At 70.8% G+C, this 14412-nt stretch carries 15 protein-coding genes; 2 read left to right on the plus strand and 13 right to left on the minus strand.

The features are described from left to right. Window positions 1-26: 26 nt before the first annotated feature. Entirely contained in the window at window positions 27-791 is a 765-nt protein-coding gene (locus ACWDMM_RS21500; RefSeq protein ID WP_323124498.1) for an NUDIX hydrolase, read from the plus strand. A 339-nt stretch (window positions 792-1130) separates the two neighbouring features. Here the strand turns inward: ACWDMM_RS21500 and ACWDMM_RS21505 are convergent, their stop codons facing one another. The 4 genes from ACWDMM_RS21505 to bioB form a co-directional block, all read right to left on the minus strand. Further along, the gene (locus ACWDMM_RS21505) at window positions 1131-1664 is read right to left on the minus strand and encodes a DUF1353 domain-containing protein (RefSeq protein ID WP_195082697.1); all 534 of its coding nucleotides are present in this window, start codon (window positions 1662-1664) and stop codon (window positions 1131-1133) included. Window positions 1665-1731: 67 nt separating this feature from the next. Further along, a complete protein-coding gene (locus ACWDMM_RS21510) occupies window positions 1732-2364 on the minus strand; it encodes a DUF2567 domain-containing protein (RefSeq protein WP_195082696.1) in 633 nt (210 codons plus the stop codon). Further along, on the minus strand, window positions 2364-2591 hold the full coding sequence (gene bsaP / locus ACWDMM_RS21515) for a biotin synthase auxiliary protein BsaP (RefSeq protein WP_323124499.1): 228 nt from the start codon (window positions 2589-2591) through the stop codon (window positions 2364-2366). The genes ACWDMM_RS21510 and bsaP overlap by 1 nt, the downstream gene beginning before the upstream one ends. A 33-nt stretch (window positions 2592-2624) precedes the next feature. Continuing rightward, window positions 2625-3638 (minus strand): biotin synthase BioB, encoded by a 1014-nt coding sequence (gene bioB, locus ACWDMM_RS21520; protein WP_449939051.1) that lies wholly within the window; start codon window positions 3636-3638, stop codon window positions 2625-2627. 103 nt (window positions 3639-3741) lie between these two features. Here bioB and ACWDMM_RS21525 point away from each other — a divergent pair, with 103 nt between their 5' ends. Then, window positions 3742-4326, plus strand: coding sequence for a TetR/AcrR family transcriptional regulator C-terminal domain-containing protein (locus ACWDMM_RS21525; RefSeq protein WP_195082695.1), 585 nt, complete (start codon window positions 3742-3744; stop codon window positions 4324-4326). Between the two features lie 80 nt (window positions 4327-4406). Here ACWDMM_RS21525 and ACWDMM_RS21530 read toward each other — a convergent pair whose 3' ends face one another. The 9 genes from ACWDMM_RS21530 to ACWDMM_RS21570 all read right to left on the minus strand — a co-directional run bounded on the left by ACWDMM_RS21530 (window position 4407) and on the right by ACWDMM_RS21570 (window position 14342). Continuing rightward, on the minus strand, window positions 4407-5549 hold the full coding sequence (locus ACWDMM_RS21530; RefSeq protein ID WP_195082694.1) for an alpha/beta hydrolase family protein: 1143 nt from the start codon (window positions 5547-5549) through the stop codon (window positions 4407-4409). Between the two features lie 102 nt (window positions 5550-5651). Next, entirely contained in the window at window positions 5652-6878 is a 1227-nt protein-coding gene (locus ACWDMM_RS21535; RefSeq protein WP_357109465.1) for an MFS transporter, read from the minus strand. Window positions 6879-7038: 160 nt separating this feature from the next. After that, entirely contained in the window at window positions 7039-8388 is a 1350-nt protein-coding gene (locus ACWDMM_RS21540) for an LLM class flavin-dependent oxidoreductase (RefSeq protein WP_195082692.1), read from the minus strand. Beyond that, entirely contained in the window at window positions 8385-9137 is a 753-nt protein-coding gene (locus ACWDMM_RS21545) for an ABC transporter ATP-binding protein (RefSeq protein ID WP_357109462.1), read from the minus strand. The genes ACWDMM_RS21540 and ACWDMM_RS21545 overlap by 4 nt, the downstream gene beginning before the upstream one ends. Next, window positions 9113-9976, minus strand: a complete 864-nt coding sequence (locus tag ACWDMM_RS21550) for an ABC transporter permease (RefSeq protein ID WP_195082690.1) — start codon at window positions 9974-9976, stop codon at window positions 9113-9115. The genes ACWDMM_RS21545 and ACWDMM_RS21550 overlap by 25 nt, the downstream gene beginning before the upstream one ends. Then, window positions 9976-11067 carry an ABC transporter substrate-binding protein gene (locus tag ACWDMM_RS21555; protein ID WP_195082689.1) on the minus strand — a complete coding sequence of 364 codons (1092 nt, stop codon included), beginning with the start codon at window positions 11065-11067 and terminating at the stop codon, window positions 9976-9978. Before ACWDMM_RS21555 ends, ACWDMM_RS21550 begins: the two co-directional genes overlap by 1 nt. A 64-nt stretch (window positions 11068-11131) precedes the next feature. Further along, window positions 11132-12295, minus strand: coding sequence for an alpha/beta fold hydrolase (locus tag ACWDMM_RS21560; RefSeq protein ID WP_195082688.1), 1164 nt, complete (start codon window positions 12293-12295; stop codon window positions 11132-11134). Between the two features lie 227 nt (window positions 12296-12522). Next, window positions 12523-13197, minus strand: coding sequence for a dethiobiotin synthase (gene bioD / locus ACWDMM_RS21565; RefSeq protein WP_449939056.1), 675 nt, complete (start codon window positions 13195-13197; stop codon window positions 12523-12525). Next, window positions 13194-14342 (minus strand): 8-amino-7-oxononanoate synthase, encoded by a 1149-nt coding sequence (locus tag ACWDMM_RS21570; RefSeq protein ID WP_357109455.1) that lies wholly within the window; start codon window positions 14340-14342, stop codon window positions 13194-13196. The genes bioD and ACWDMM_RS21570 overlap by 4 nt, the downstream gene beginning before the upstream one ends. Between the last annotated feature and the right edge of the window lie 70 nt (window positions 14343-14412).

Below are 14412 nucleotides of genomic sequence, written 5' to 3' on the forward strand. Positions count from 1 at the left end.
CAGGTTTTCGACTTATAATCGAAAACGTGGCCCATAGTAGCACCATCCACGAATCGCTCACCGCGGTGTTCCAGGTTCGCCGCTTCCCCCGGGACATCGCCGCAGGTCACACCCCAGCCGACCGGGCGGAAGGCATGCTGCGGCGTTGCCCGCCCGACCAGCGGACCGAACTGGCGGTGTTGCTGTGGGAACGCGCATTGGATCCACAGAAGGGCACCTGGTCGCTGCCCGGCGGACGCCTCGGCGACGACGAGGACCTCGACACCTCCGCGCGCCGCCAGCTCGCCGAGAAGGTCGACGTGCGCGAGTTGAGCCACCTGGAACAGCTTTCGGTGTTCAGCGCCCCCGACCGGGTGCCGAGCCCGCGCCGCATCGCCTCGGCCTATCTCGGACTGGTCCCGCTGACCGCCGACCCCCATCTGCCCCCGGACACCGCATGGCATCCGGTCTCGGCACTGCCGGCCATGTCCTTCGACCATCGCACGGTCGTCGACCACGCCCGCACCCGGCTGGCGGCGAAACTGTCCTACACCAACATCGCCTTCGCCCTCGCGCCGGACCGGTTCACCATGTCCACACTGCGCGAAATCTATTGCGCCGCATTGGGGTACGACGTGGACCCCACGAACCTCCAGCGCGTCCTTTCCCGCCGCAAGGTGATCACCCCCACCGGAGCCACCGCCGCACCCGGCCGCGCGGGCGGCCGCCCCGCCGCGGTGTACCGCTTCACCGACTCCGGACTCCGCGTGACAGACGAATTCGCGGCCCTGCGCCCTCCCGGCCCTTCCTGACCCCGCCTGGCCGCCCTAATCGGCCGAAGCCTTACGGTGCTTGCTCCGACGACGGTACTGCCGCTTGCTCGGCACAGGCCGCGCAGCGTTACTACGCCGCAAGGCATCCCGCCGCCGCCACGCCGCCAGATCGGCCCGTTCGCTCTCCGCGGGAACCGTCCCGGCTTCCGCTCCAGGTGCGCGCCTCACCGCCCCAACCCCTTCCAACGCTTTCTCGGCGACCCACCGTATCCCCACGCCCACACCGGCCTCCACCGGTTTTCGCCGGAATAACAAGATCAACGGCACGCCGCGGCGTTTCGCGAGTAGATTCCTGTGCCGTTGATCATGAAGAGGCGATCAAGCGGCCTTCATCTGCGGGCTCGGCGGGGGAGCTTCGGTTCGTTGCGACAGTCGGGAAGCGGCCCAGAAGGCCAGTTCGACGAGCCAGAACAGCAGGAGGAACAGCGTCACGACGGTCGCGGGGACGGCGAGGAAGAACACCGAAGGGATCGCGACGACGAGGAAGCGCGCGACCTCGCCCGCGCTCGCGCCACGCAAGCGGTGGGCGGCACGCACGGCCGCCCACATCATCCAGCGGCGCGGCAGCGAGACCCCGAGTTCGTGCAGGCTGCGGCGGAAGATGCCGTCGGCGTCGGCCACGCTGACGGCGTGTGTGCTGAGCAGATAATCGTGCAGGATCGCGGCGCGGGTGTAGATGCCGTAGCGGGGGATCAGCCAGATCAGCGGGCGTGGCACCGACGCGAAATCGGTGCGGAAACCGGCGGGGATGACGAATTCCGCACTCGCCCCGCGGTAGACGAACGGTTCGGTCACCCGCCAGAACTTGGCGTCGAGCTCTTCGACGACCGGCCCGCCACCGACAAAGGTCACGTCCTGTTCCTTCCCCGCGCTTCGCGCCACCCCGCGGTGGTCGAGCCTGCCGCCACCACGCGCCGGGTCAATACCGTTGCCGGTATTCGGGTACCGAATACTCTTCCGAGGCAGGCTCGTAGCCACGATAAGGCAGCTCTTCCCCGCTCGCAGCGACGCCTCCGGAGCCCGTGAAGGTTTGCTCCTTCCGGGCGGCGCGGCGTCCGCTGCCGAGATCCTCCGACGTACTGAGCGCGGCGAGGAACAGCATGACGAACGACGCGATCAGCGGCTGCACGATCAACGCGAGATCACTGCCCAATTCGATCGGGAGCGTGACGATCTGGCCGACCGGCGGGTCGTGCGGGCGCGGATGCGACCACTCGGCCACCTGCTCCCCCACGCGGGCCATCGCCACCGCGCCCGCGCCGCTGCCGAGCAGCAGGCCCAGTTGCAGCAGCGGCCCGCGCGCCGAGCGCCAGCGCCATACGGCCAGCGCGCCGAGCAGGCCGAGCACCGCCCCCGCGAGCACGAACAACGCCAGCGCGTCGAACTGATGAGTGCTCTCTCCGGTCAGCGCGACCCCACGACCCGGCTCGACCACGAGCAGACGCTCGGTAGGCGCGAGCAGACCCCAGCCGACACCCGCGAGCGCGCTCACCACCACCACGGCGACGGCGACCACCGCCGCCGCCCGCCCCTCACCCCGCGACGACGCCACTAGCGGCGTTCCAGTTCGGCGGAGTCGATGACGCCGTGCCGGGAGCACTTGGCCCACCAGCCGTCCGGGCTCACCTGCACGATCATGCGGCGGCCGCACTGCTCGCAGAAGCGCGGCGGCTCCAGGCCCAGCGCGGCGGCGGGCGGGATCGCGTCGTCGAGGCCCGGCACTATCCGCTTGCCGGTGAACGGGTTGTAGCGCTCGTCCATGTCCATGACAGTACCCATGCTCGCCTGCCTCTTCGTCGCAACCGAGCCGGGTCAGAGCGTTTCGTTGAGCGCCTTGATCGGCATCTTCAGCTCGCCGAGCAGGTCCAGGTCCTGTTCGGCGGGGCGGCCGAGGGTGGTCAGGTAGTTGCCGACGATGACGGCGTTGATGCCGCCCAGGATGCCCTGTTTGGCGCCGAGGTCACCGAGGGTGATCTCCCGGCCGCCCGCGAAGCGCAGCATGGTGCGCGGCAGCGCGAGCCGGAAGGCGGCGACGGCGCGCAGCGCGTCGGACGCGGGCAGCACCTCCAGGTCGCCGAACGGCGTGCCCGGTCGCGGGTTGAGGAAGTTCAGCGGGACCTCGTCGGGCTCGAGTTCGGCCAGGTTCGCGGCGAACTCGGCGCGTTGCTCCAGGGTCTCGCCCATGCCGAGGATGCCGCCACAGCAGACCTCCATGCCCGCTTCGCGGACCATACGCAGGGTGTCCCAGCGCTCCTCCCAGGTGTGCGTGGTCACCACGTTCGGGAAGTAGGAGCGGCAGGTCTCCAGGTTGTGGTTGTAGCGGTGCACGCCCATGGCGGCCAGCTGGTCGACCTGCTCCTGGGTGAGCATGCCCAGCGAGCAGGCGACCTGGATGTCCACCTCGTTGCGGATGGCCTCGACACCGGCGGCCACCTGGGCCATCAGGCGCTCGTCCGGCCCGCGCACGGCGGCCACGATGCAGAACTCGGTGGCGCCGGTCTTGGCGGTCTGCTTGGCGGCCTCCACCAGGCTGGGGATGTCCAGCCACGCCGCGCGCACCGGCGACTGGAACAGGCCCGACTGCGAGCAGAAGTGGCAGTCCTCGGGGCAGCCGCCGGTCTTGAGGCTGATGATGCCCTCGACCTCGACTTCGGGACCGCACCACTTCATGCGCACCTCGTGCGCCAGGGCGAGCAACTCCTCCAACTGGTCGTCGCCGAGGCGCAGCACCGCCAGGGTCTGCTCCTGATTCAGCCCTTCACCGCGCTCGAGCACCTGCTCGCGGGCGATCGACAGAATGCCGGTGGCTACGGGTGCCTGGGTCACTGCACGAATCCCTTCGTCCGGCCGAGGTGGCCGTGCAACTTGAACGGTGTTCAGGCTAGGGTAGCGACAGGAGTGAGTCAAAGCACGACGGGAAGGGCATCGAGTGCAACTGCACCGGGCGGACGTGGTCGACGGCGCCATCGCGATTCTGGACCGATACGGCCTGGCCGACCTCACCATGCGCAGGCTGGCCGGTTCGCTCCAGGTCCAGCCGGGAGCGCTGTACTGGCACTTCCCCAACAAGCAGGCGCTGCTCGGCGCGGTCGCGGACAAGATACTCGCGCCCATGGATGACCCGATCGAAGCCGAGGAGTGGTCCGGGCAGATCACCGAGCTGGCCCACCGGCTGCGCGACTGCCTGCTGGCCTATCGCGACGGCGCCGAACTGGTCTCGGCGACCTACGCGTCGAGACTCACCACAAGCAAGGGGCGGGAACGCTTGGCGAGCGCGGCCATTCGCGCGGGGATGCCGCGTCAGGAGGCCGAACTCGCGGCGTTCACGCTGCTGTACTACGTGCTCGGCGAGACCGTGGACGAGCAGTCCAGGATGCAGATGGACTCGGCGGGCGCCCTGCCCGAGGGCGCGTCGCCGCTGGAGGAGACCACCGACGCCACCGCTCGTTTCGACTTCGGCCTGCAATTGTTCGTGGCGGGGGTGCGGCACCTGCTCGGCACTCGCGTCCGCTGACGTCCGACGCGTCGGCATGACGGTTCCGCGTTCGGTGTAGCGGCCTGGTTTCCGGCGGCCCGCTGTGGCGCGCCGAGGGTTCAGCGCAGGTGCGTGTTCAGGAAAGCCGATGTGTCCGGAAGCGATGCCAAGAACGCACCGCTGTGGTCCTGGCCGGGGTAGCTCTGGACCGTCACTTGTACTCCGGGGTTGAGCTGTCGCAACTTCTGCCCGTAGCCCTCGGTGTCGGTGGGCGGCACATCGATGTCGGCCGTGCCGTAGCCGATCCTGAGATCGCTGGTGAACCGGTCTTCCGGATATCTCGTCAAGGCGGCGATGTCCTCGGTGAAGGTGGGCGTCGGCCGATCGGGATCGGCGACGAGCGCCGACGGCCTGCGGCCCTCGGCGCGCTCGACCAGGCGCGACAAGCATTCGTGGGCCGCCTTTTCCACGAATTCCTTGCCGAAATCCGACAGGTACGGGGTGACGCTGCCGGGGTTCAGTTCCTCCAGCGAAGCCAGGTAATACGCCGCGTAGGCGATCTGGTTCTTCGAGCCGGTCGAGTCGCGCCGGAACATCTCCGGCAGGCTCTTACTCGGGTCGGTGCGCAGTCCGGTGACCACTACCCCGCTCAAACCGGGCGCGGAACCGCCTTTCTCGGCGTACAGGGCCGCAGCGCTCATCGCCGCGTGCGCTCCTTCCGACTGGCCGACGACGACCCATCTCCGCGACAGCGGAAAGGGAGTCGCGCGCAGCGCGGCGACCGCGTCCACTATCGACATTCCCTCGACCTGCGTGTTGTAGTAGCTGAACTGCCCGCGGGTGCCGAGGCCCTGATAGTCCGGAGCCAGCACCGCGTACCCGTTCTCCAGAATCCGGTCGAAATACGAGGTGTTCCGCTCGGACTGCGGGCGGCGCGACGGCGCGCAGGCATCGCCGATGCCGGCGGTTCCGTGCGCCCACACCACCAGCGGCCATCCGCCCTCCGGCGGCAGGCCCTTGGGCAGATAGAGCGCACCGGAGGCCTGCGCGGCGGCTCCGTGCTGATCGGTCGTGGTGTAGCCGATCCCGAACGAGGCCATGGCCTCGGGGAATGTCCACGCCGGATCGAGCAGTTCGATCGCACTCAGTTGCCCGGTCGCCGGGCTTTCCGCTGCCGCGGGCGCCACCGCGAGCGTGACAGCGACGCACATGCTGATCGAGGCCGCGACCGGAACGGCTCGCCGAAGGAAGGGGATGGGCATGGCGCAGCACCATACCGACGCGCATCGGTGACAACGTCCCAGCGACACCAGCCACCAGTGGAAATTCCCTTATCCCGCGCAGTGGCGGCGAGGGCCGAGCGGCTACCCGGTCTCGGCGGACGGCTGCCGTGCCGGCGGCACGACCACCCCGGGAAACCAGCGGTGCATGGTGTAGGCGCCCGCCGCGGCGGTGAGCGCGAGCGCGACGGCCGCTCCGCCCAGCACCGTGACGGCGCTGATCGCGCCGACCGCCACCGGCCCGGCGAACATGCCGATGTCGTGGGTGAGCCGCCAAGCGCCGAGGAACTCCGCGCGCTGCCCGTCGGGCGCGACGTCCGCGCCGACCGTCATGATCAGCCCGTTGCTCATCCCGTTGGCCAGCCCGAGCAGCACGGCGGCGCACCCGAGACCGAACACCGAGGAGGTGAACGGCAACACGCCGAAACCGGCGGCGAACAGGACCATCGACGGCACACCGGTCGCCCGCCTGCCGTAGCGATCCAGCCACACCCCCGCGGGATAGGACATCAGCACGTCCATCGCGCCCGCCACGCCGAAGATCAGACTGGTCGTCGAGGCGCTCACTCCGATGTGCGCGGCCCACAACGGCAGCAGCGCCAGCCGCGCCGCCCGCGCGGCGCCGACCAGCAGCGCGGCCAGCCCGAGCGTGCCGAGTGTCCTGCGGTGCTCGACCACGATCGCCGTCAGCGCGTGCCCGGTGCCCGCTCCGCCCGCTGCCTCGGGCGATCGGATCGCCGCCATGGCCGCGCCGGACACCACCGTGGTCGCCAGCTGCAACCACAGCGCGCCGTTGGGACCGAGCGAATGCACCACGGCCGCACCGAGGAACGGGCCGCAGAAGAACCCCAGCCGCATGGAACCGGCCAGCGTCGACATCGCGCGCCCGAGGTCGTTCGTGGGTATCACGGCCACCAGATAGGACTGGCGAGCCAGGCCCCACACCGCGCTTGCCGCGCCGCCCAGCAGCATGCCCAGCGCGAGCACGCCGACATTCGGCGCGACGATCGCCGCGAGCACGCCGAGCGCCCCGAGCACCGAGCCGAGCGCCAGCGCGCCGCGTTCGCCGATCCTGGCGACCACCCGCCCGGCGGGCAGATCGGTGAGCACCATGCCCAGTCCGGACAGCGCGACGACGACGCCGGCCAGCCCGGCCGACGCCCCCAGATCGAGCGCGCGCAGCGCGTACATCGGCGCGGCCGCGCCGGACCCGATGCCGTACACCACCATCGGCACGAACACCGTCCAGGTCAGCGACCGCAACCGCACCGCGCCGACGACTTCGCCCGCCACGGCGGACCGCTCGCTCATCGCGCCACCGCTCGACGCCACGACGCCGCGCTCACCTCGATCACCGGCAGCCCGAAGACGCTGCCCGAGGCGAGATCGCGCGCCGATTTCGCTCGCACCGGTGCCGTCCTGCGGCGGACAGCCCTGCGCCCGGGCGGACAGTCGCTTCCGTCGCCGCCGCTCACCGGGCCAGCGCGGGCTGCCGGGCGAAGCGGCTGTCGGGGCGGGGCAGGCCGAAGTGGTCGCGCAGGGTGGTGCCGCTGTACTCGGTGCGGAACAGGCCGCGCTCCTGCAGGATCGGCACGACCGTCTCGGCGAAGATCTCCAGTCCGCCCGGGTAGTACGGGGGCATCACGTTGAACCCGTCGGCGGCGCCGTTGCGGAACCATTCCTCGATGGTGTCGGCGACCTGCTCGGGCGTCCCGGCGAACACCCGGTGGCCGCGCGCACCGGCGAGGCGGTGCAGCAGGCCGCGCACGGTCGGCCGTTCCCGCTGCACGATGCCGGCCACGACCTGCAACCGGCTCCGCCCGTTGTCGGTGACATCGCCCGCCGCGTCGAACAATTCGACCGGGATCGGCTCGTCCAGCGGCAGGTGCCGCAGGCTGATCCCGACGATGCCCTCGAGTTGCGCCAGGCCGTATTCCGGCACGGTGAGCTCGTTGAACTCCTGCTCCAACTTCTTCGCCGCCGCCTCGGTGTCGGCGATGAACGGGCTGATCCCGGGCAGGATCTTGACGTGCTCTGGGTCGCGCCCGAAGCCGCGGGCCCGCTGCTTGATGTCGGCGTAGAACGCCTGGGCGTCGCTGAGCCTTTGGTGCGCGGTGAAGATCGCCTCCGCGTACTTGCCCGCGAACGCGCGCCCGTCGTTCGACGCGCCCGCCTGCACCAGCACCGGGTGGCCCTGCGGGGTGCGCGGCGCGGTGAACGGACCACGTACCCGCAGGTGTTCGCCCGCGAAGTCGATCCGGTGGATCTTCTCCGGGTCGGCGTACACGCCGGAGGCCCGGTCCAGGACGATGGCGTCGTCCTCCCAGCTGTCCCACAACGCGACCACGGCGTCGACGAATTCCCGTGCGCGGGCGTACCGTTCGGCGTGGACGGGATGCTTGTCCAGACCGAAGTTGGCCGCGGCGAGATCGGTGCCGGTGGTGACGATGTTCCAGCCCGCCCGGCCGCCGGAGATGTGGTCCAGCGTGGAGAACAGCCTGGCCAGGTTGTAGGGCTCGTAATACGTGGTCGACGCGGTGGCGATGAGGCCGAGATGCGTTGTCGCCGTGGCGATCGCGGTGAGCAGGGTGATCGGCTCCAGACCGGAGGCCGCGTTGTGCTCGACGTCGGTGCGCAGGGCGGGTCCGTCGGCGAAGAACACCGCGTCCAGTTTCGCCGCCTCGGCGGTGCGTCCGATCTCCTGGTAGTAGGCGACGTCGTAGATTCGGTCGGGGCTGCTCCACGGATGCCGCCAGGCCGCCTCGTGGTGGCCGGAGGGATAGATGAAGGCGTTGAGGCTGAGTTGGCGCGGTGCGTTCATGAGGCTTTCTTCTCGTCGGTGGGCGCGTCGGCGATGTCGACGCCCAGGCTGGCCAGCAGCAGGGAGCGGTGCCGCAGGAAGGCGGGATCACCGTGGCCGCGCGGACGTTCCAGGTCGATGCGCTGGTCCACCGCGATGCGCCCTTCGTCGAGCACCAGGACGCGGTCGGCCAGCAGCACCGCCTCGTCCACGTCGTGGGTGACCAGCAGCACGGCGGGCCGGTGCTTGGCGCACAGGTCCTGCAGCAGTGCGTGCATCTTGATCCGGGTCAGCGCGTCCAGCGCGCCGAACGGTTCGTCCGCCAGCAGCAATTCGGGTTCGCGCACCAGCGAACGCGCCAGCGCGACGCGCTGCTGCTCGCCGCCGGACAGCTCCTTGGGCCAGGCCTGCTCTCGGCCCGCGAGCCCGACCTCGGCCAGCGCCGCGCGGCCGCGACCGGCCGCGTCCGGACCGCCGAGGCCGAGGGTCACGTTGTCGAGCACCCGCACCCAGGGCAGCAACCGCGAGTCCTGGAACACCACGGAGCGCTCGGTGGGCACGCTCAACTCGCCCGAACCCGGAACGTCGTAATCCAATTCCGCCAGCGCGCGCAGCAGCGTGCTCTTGCCCGACCCGCTGCGGCCGAGCAACGCGACGAACTCGCCGCGGGCGATGTCGATGTCGAGATCGCGCAGCACGACCCGGTCGCCGAAGCCACGGCGCAGCCGCCGGACACGGACCACGTTCAGTCCCCGAGTGTCTGCCGCCATGACAGCGCCCTCCTTTCCACGGCGCGCACCAGCAGGTCGCCGAACAGGCCGAGCAGGCCGTAGATCACCAGGCCGACCACGATGATGTCGATCTGGCCGTAGGTGCGGGCCTGGGTCATCAGGTATCCGATGCCGCTGGTGGCGTTGACCTGCTCCACCACGACCAGCGCCAGCCACGAGATGGTGACGGCCAGCCGCAGGCCGGTGAAGAAACCGGGCAGCGATCCCGGCAGCGCGATCCGGCGGATGAATCCCCACCGCGACAGACCGACGGTCTGGGCGAGTTCCACGTACCTGGCGTCGACGCTGCGCAGATGCGCGTGCGTGTTCAAGTAGATCGGGATCGCCACGCTGGTGGTGATCACCACCAGCTTCATCTCCTCGCCGATGCCGAACCACACGATGAACAGCGGGATCAGCGCGAGCGTCGGAATGGCGCGCTTGATCTGGATCGGCCCGTCCACCAGCGCTTCACCGATCCGGCTCAGCCCGGCCAGCAACGCCAGCACCAGGCCGATCGCGACACCAAGGCCGAGCCCGATCGCGGCGCGTTGCACCGAGGTCAGCAGATTGCTCTGCAGACGACCGTCGGCCAGCAGGTCACCGGCGGTCTCGGCGACCGTCCACGGCGCGGGCAGCGTCTCGGGATCCAGTGTGCCGGTGGCCGATCCGGCCACCCATGCGGCGATCAGCAACAGCGGTCCCACCGCGATGCCGAACGGTATGGGACGGCCTGGTCCGAGGCGCGGCCGGGTCGGCTTGCGCTTCGCCGGCACCGGTTCCGTCGCGGAGCGGCCGCGACCGAAGCGGCGCAGCACCGCGGCGTCGACGGTCGCCATCAGCGGGCCTTCGGCTCGAACGACGCGCCGCTCTCGGTGACCGCCTGCGTCACCGCGGCGTCGAAGCGCAGGTCGAAGCCGTTGGCCGCCTGCACCTTCTCGGGCAGTTCGCCCGCCTCGGCGATGGCGTCGATGGTGGCCTGCTGCCGGTCGACGAGCTGCTGGTCCAAGTGCGGGAAGACGTAGGCGCCCAGGGATTCCACGATGCGCTTGGCGTCGTCGGCGCTCACCTTCTGGTTGTCCACGTAGTAGCGGCGCGCCCAGTCCTCCGGGTGGGTGTTGGCCCACTGGTAGGCGCGGACGAACGCGCCGACCAGCGCACGGCTGGCGGCGGCCTTCGCCGGGTCGCGCACGACGGCCCGGCGCGCGTACAGGTAGGCCAGACCGCCGTAGATGCCTGCGGTCTCCGAATCCGGGACCAGCGAGGCGCCCGGCGTGCGCAGGAACCGGGTGACGTTCGGCTCGATCAGCGGCGCGACGTCGACCTGGCCGGTGCGCACGGCATCGGGGAACTCGGCCAGCTGCAGCCGGATCAACTGCACGTCGGAGGTGGTGAGCCCGGCCTTGTCGATGGCGCGCAGCACGGCGGCCTGCTGGGCGGTGCCCTCGGCGTAGGCGATCTTCTTGCCCTTCAGATCCGACAGCTTCGACACCGGCTTGCCCGGCGCCACCGCCAGCTTCAAGGCGGTGGTGCTGGTCTGGTAGGACGCGATGATCGGAACGTCCTGCCCGGCCACCAACGCGTGGATCGGCGGGACGTCGCCGACCTGCGCTACGTCGGCGGCGCCCGCGCGGAACGCCTCCAGGATCGCGGGACCGCCGACGAAGTTGGCGAACTCCACCTTGAACGGCAGTTTGTCCAGCTCGCCGGACAGGCGAAGCACGGATTGCAGGCGCTCGGACTGATCGGCGACCACGAGGGTGGTTCCGGCGGGAACCTCGGTCGGCAATGGCCCGTCGGCGGTGGGACCGACCGGCTCGTCGTCCTTCGCGCAGCCGGTGAGTCCGAGGGTCGCAACGGTCGCAACGGCGAGCAATGCGGCGGTCGCGCGGCCGCGGCGGCCGGACCGGAACGTACTTGGTCGGAACATAACGCGAATTACAACAAGACGAAACCGGCGCGAGAACGGTTTGTCTCAGCCTGGTTCGAACCCCTCAGCGCGGCGGCGCGGCCACCGTCGCCGACCGGACCTGCTGCTGATAACGCTGCACGAACGGCAGGATCTGCTGTTCGATCACCGTGTTGTACTCCCGGGGCCGCTGCATGGGATTGGCGTGCCCGGTGTTGCGCGCCAGCACCACCAGCAGTGTGCCGTCCACTCCGCCGGACTGCTCGATCAGCACCCGGTGGGAGTACTCGACATCGACCACGCGGTCGGCGTTCGCGTCGCGGGGCCGGATGAAGACGATCGCGGGCCGCGGCTTGTCCGCCACCGGCTGGGCCAGGGTGCGCAAGTCGTCCGTCGCGCCACCGGCCACAATGGCGGTGAACTGGGACTCGATCAGGCCGTTGCTCGCCGCGTCGCGCGAGACGATCTTCTCCCGCATCACTTCCGCCAGCACCTCGCCCAGCTCGCCGAGCCGGACGCCGGGCAGCCCGTGGCCCCGGTCGACGAAACGGTCCCGGCGGGCGTAGGTCTCCACGGCCAGCCGGAGCATGCGGCTTTCCCGCGCGCCGGGCAGCCAGCCCATCCAGCGCAGCATGTCCTCACCGCGCCCGCGGCTCTCCGGGCGCACCGCGTTCAGGTCGACCGGCGTGCAGTCCAGGATCACCCCGACCAGTCTGCGGTCGCTGTCGCGGTGGATGTGCTCGGCGACCTCGAGCGCGATCACGCCACCCATGCTGTGGCCGACCAGCACGATGTTGCGCAGACCCGAGAGTTCGGCGGCGCGCACCACGAGATCGGCGATGACCTTGGTGTCGATACCTTGGTTGTCGTAGCGGATCGCCCACACCATGCCCATCCTGCGCAGAGCGGGCAGCGCGGCGGCGGTGTCGCCGGCGTCGAGCCCGCCGAGCCCGACCAGGTCCACCACGACGGTGTCCCAGTTCTGCGGGTCCACCGGCGGGGCGACGGGCAGGATGGCGGGCTCGGTGCGCGCCAGTCGCGCTTGTTCCGGCGCGACGTCGTACTTCCAGTACTGCGCGAACACCACCAGCCCGGCCAGCAGCAGCGCGGCCACCCGGAGCAGCGTCACCCTGGTGCGGCGCAACGTCTTCCACCCGTGCCCCGGGCTCGTGTCCCGCAGCCGGGCTCGGCGTCGCGCGTCGTCCCAGTCGGAGACGGTGGACGGGTGCCTCTCGTCCATCGGCGACATCCATCCCACTGTAGGCACGGGTGCGGATGGTCGCCACGAGCCCGCTATCGCTCAGCGTGCCGCCGCGGCCATGGCCGCGAGTTCCCCGGGGGCGGTCCGGCGGCCGATTTCGTTGTCCTCTGGCACCATTCCGCTGGGCACCCCGCGTGCACCGCCTGGATATCAGTGCCGCCCTGGGCATCGTGTTGGAGCCACCGCCGTTCGGAGCTCTTCGCGAACGCGGCCGGTCAGCGGAAAGGTGACCAGGCGGGCTCGAACCAGCCGGGGGCGGCGGCGGTGAATCGCGCGCGCTCCCAGCCGCCTGCGCCTTGCGGCACCGAGCCCACCAGGTCGACGCCGGTGACGCGCGGCAGGTCGGTGCGGTTGCACTCGGCGGCGAGATCGGGTTCGGCGGGCCAGGAACCGATCACCAGGCCCGCGCACCGCACGCCCGCCGCGTGCAGTGTGCGGGTGGTCAGTTCGGTGTGGTTGAGCGTCCCCAGCCCGGCGGCGGTGACCAGCAGGACGGGTGCGCCGAGTTTCTGGGCGAGGTCGAGCAACGTGAAATCGCCCAGGCGCACGAGCAGTCCACCCGCGCCCTCGATCAGAACGAGGTCGGCGCCGGTCAAAGAGTCGACGGCGGCGGCGGTCTCGGCCAGCGTCAGTTCCGGCAGCCCGGCGCGGCGGGCGGCGGTGTCGGGCGCGAGCGGGTCGGGGTAGCGGGCGAGTTCGAGGGTGCGGGTGACGCCGGACAACCGCTGGATCTCCGCGAGATCGCCGGGTTCACCGGCCGCCACACCGGTCTGGCCCGGCTTGCACACCGCCACCGAACGGCCGTTGGCCATCGCCGCGGCGGCGACGGCCGCGGTGACGACGGTCTTGCCGACATCGGTGGAGGTGCCGGTGACGAGCAGCACGGTCATGCCGGTACCGCCTCTCGCGCCTGCGCCAGCACCTCGCCGAGCACCCTCGCGATGACATCCAGTTCGGCCGGGGAGAGATTCGCCCGCGCGGTCAAGCGCAGTCGCGACGTGCCCTCCGGCACCGTCGGCGGACGGAAGCAGCCCACGTCCAGCCCGCGCGCCCGGCACGCCTGCGCGGCGTCGAAAGCCACCTGCGCCGGGCCGAGCACGACCGACACCACCGCCGAAGGCGGCGCGGGCACACCGGCGATGGCGGCGATGTCCGCGGCGCGAGCCAGCACCCGTTCGGCCAGCTCCGGCTGCGCGCGCAGCACCCGCAGCGCGGCCCGCGCGGCGCCGACGGCGGCGGGCGCGAGACCGGTGTCGAAGATGAACGTGCGCGCGGCGTCGATCAGGTGGGCGCGCACCCGCGCGCTGCTCAGCACCACACCGCCTTGTGCCGCGAGGGATTTCGACAGCGTCGCGGTGATCACCAGGTCCGGCGCCCCGGCCAGGCCCGTCTCGTGCACCAATCCGCGCCCGCCCGCGCCGCGCACGCCGATGCCGTGCGCCTCGTCCACCACCAGCACCGCACCGTTGGCCCTGGTCACGCGATGCAGCTCGGTCAGCGGCGCGAGATCGCCGTCGGCGCTGAACACCGAATCGGTGAGCACCAGCGCACGGTCCTCGGTCCGCTCCGACAGCAGCCGGTCCACGGCGGCGACGTCGCGATGCGGCGCGATCTCCACCCGGGCGCGGGAGAGCCTGCACGCGTCCACCAGCGACGCGTGGCTGCCCGCGTCGGAGACCACCAGCGAGCCGCGCCCGGCCAGCGCGGTCACCCCGCCGAGGTTGGCCGCGTATCCGGAGGCGAACACCAGTCCCGCTTCCGCGCCGACGAATTCGGCCAGCTCGGTCTCCAGCAGTTCGTGCTCGGTGGTGGTGCCGGTGACCAGCCGTGACCCGGTCGATCCCGCACCCCAGCGGCGCACCGCCTCGATCGCGCCCTCGGTCACCTCGGGGTGGCGGACCAGGCCGAGATAGTCGTTGGAGGCGAGATCGATCGACGGCGTTCGCGGGGCGCGCGGGCGCAGCTCACGGCGCAGTCCCGCGGCCACCCGTGCGGAAGCGCGTTCGTCCAACCAGCTCAACGGATCGGTACTCACAGCTGGGCAGCATACTTGAACACCGTTCAGGACACCCGCCCCGAGGTCCGCTGGTACGGTTGAGCCATCG

The sequence above is a fragment of the Nocardia sp. NPDC003726 genome, assembly GCF_053586955.1.

What these genes read in the sequence shown, in the direction of transcription:
- bioD (WP_449939056.1), bottom strand. Translation starts at nt 13,197, where the DNA reads ATGACCGTGCTGCTCGTCACCGGCACCTCCACCGATGTCGGCAAGACC.
- ACWDMM_RS21530 (WP_195082694.1), bottom strand. Translation starts at nt 5,549, where the DNA reads ATGCCCATCCCCTTCCTTCGGCGAGCCGTTCCGGTCGCGGCCTCGATC.
- ACWDMM_RS21555 (WP_195082689.1), bottom strand. Translation starts at nt 11,067, where the DNA reads ATGTTCCGACCAAGTACGTTCCGGTCCGGCCGCCGCGGCCGCGCGACC.
- ACWDMM_RS21535 (WP_357109465.1), bottom strand. Translation starts at nt 6,878, where the DNA reads ATGAGCGAGCGGTCCGCCGTGGCGGGCGAAGTCGTCGGCGCGGTGCGG.
- ACWDMM_RS21560 (WP_195082688.1), bottom strand. Translation starts at nt 12,295, where the DNA reads ATGTCGCCGATGGACGAGAGGCACCCGTCCACCGTCTCCGACTGGGAC.
- ACWDMM_RS21540 (WP_195082692.1), bottom strand. Translation starts at nt 8,388, where the DNA reads ATGAACGCACCGCGCCAACTCAGCCTCAACGCCTTCATCTATCCCTCC.
- ACWDMM_RS21550 (WP_195082690.1), bottom strand. Translation starts at nt 9,976, where the DNA reads ATGGCGACCGTCGACGCCGCGGTGCTGCGCCGCTTCGGTCGCGGCCGC.
- bsaP (WP_323124499.1), bottom strand. Translation starts at nt 2,591, where the DNA reads ATGGGTACTGTCATGGACATGGACGAGCGCTACAACCCGTTCACCGGC.
- ACWDMM_RS21545 (WP_357109462.1), bottom strand. Translation starts at nt 9,137, where the DNA reads ATGGCGGCAGACACTCGGGGACTGAACGTGGTCCGTGTCCGGCGGCTG.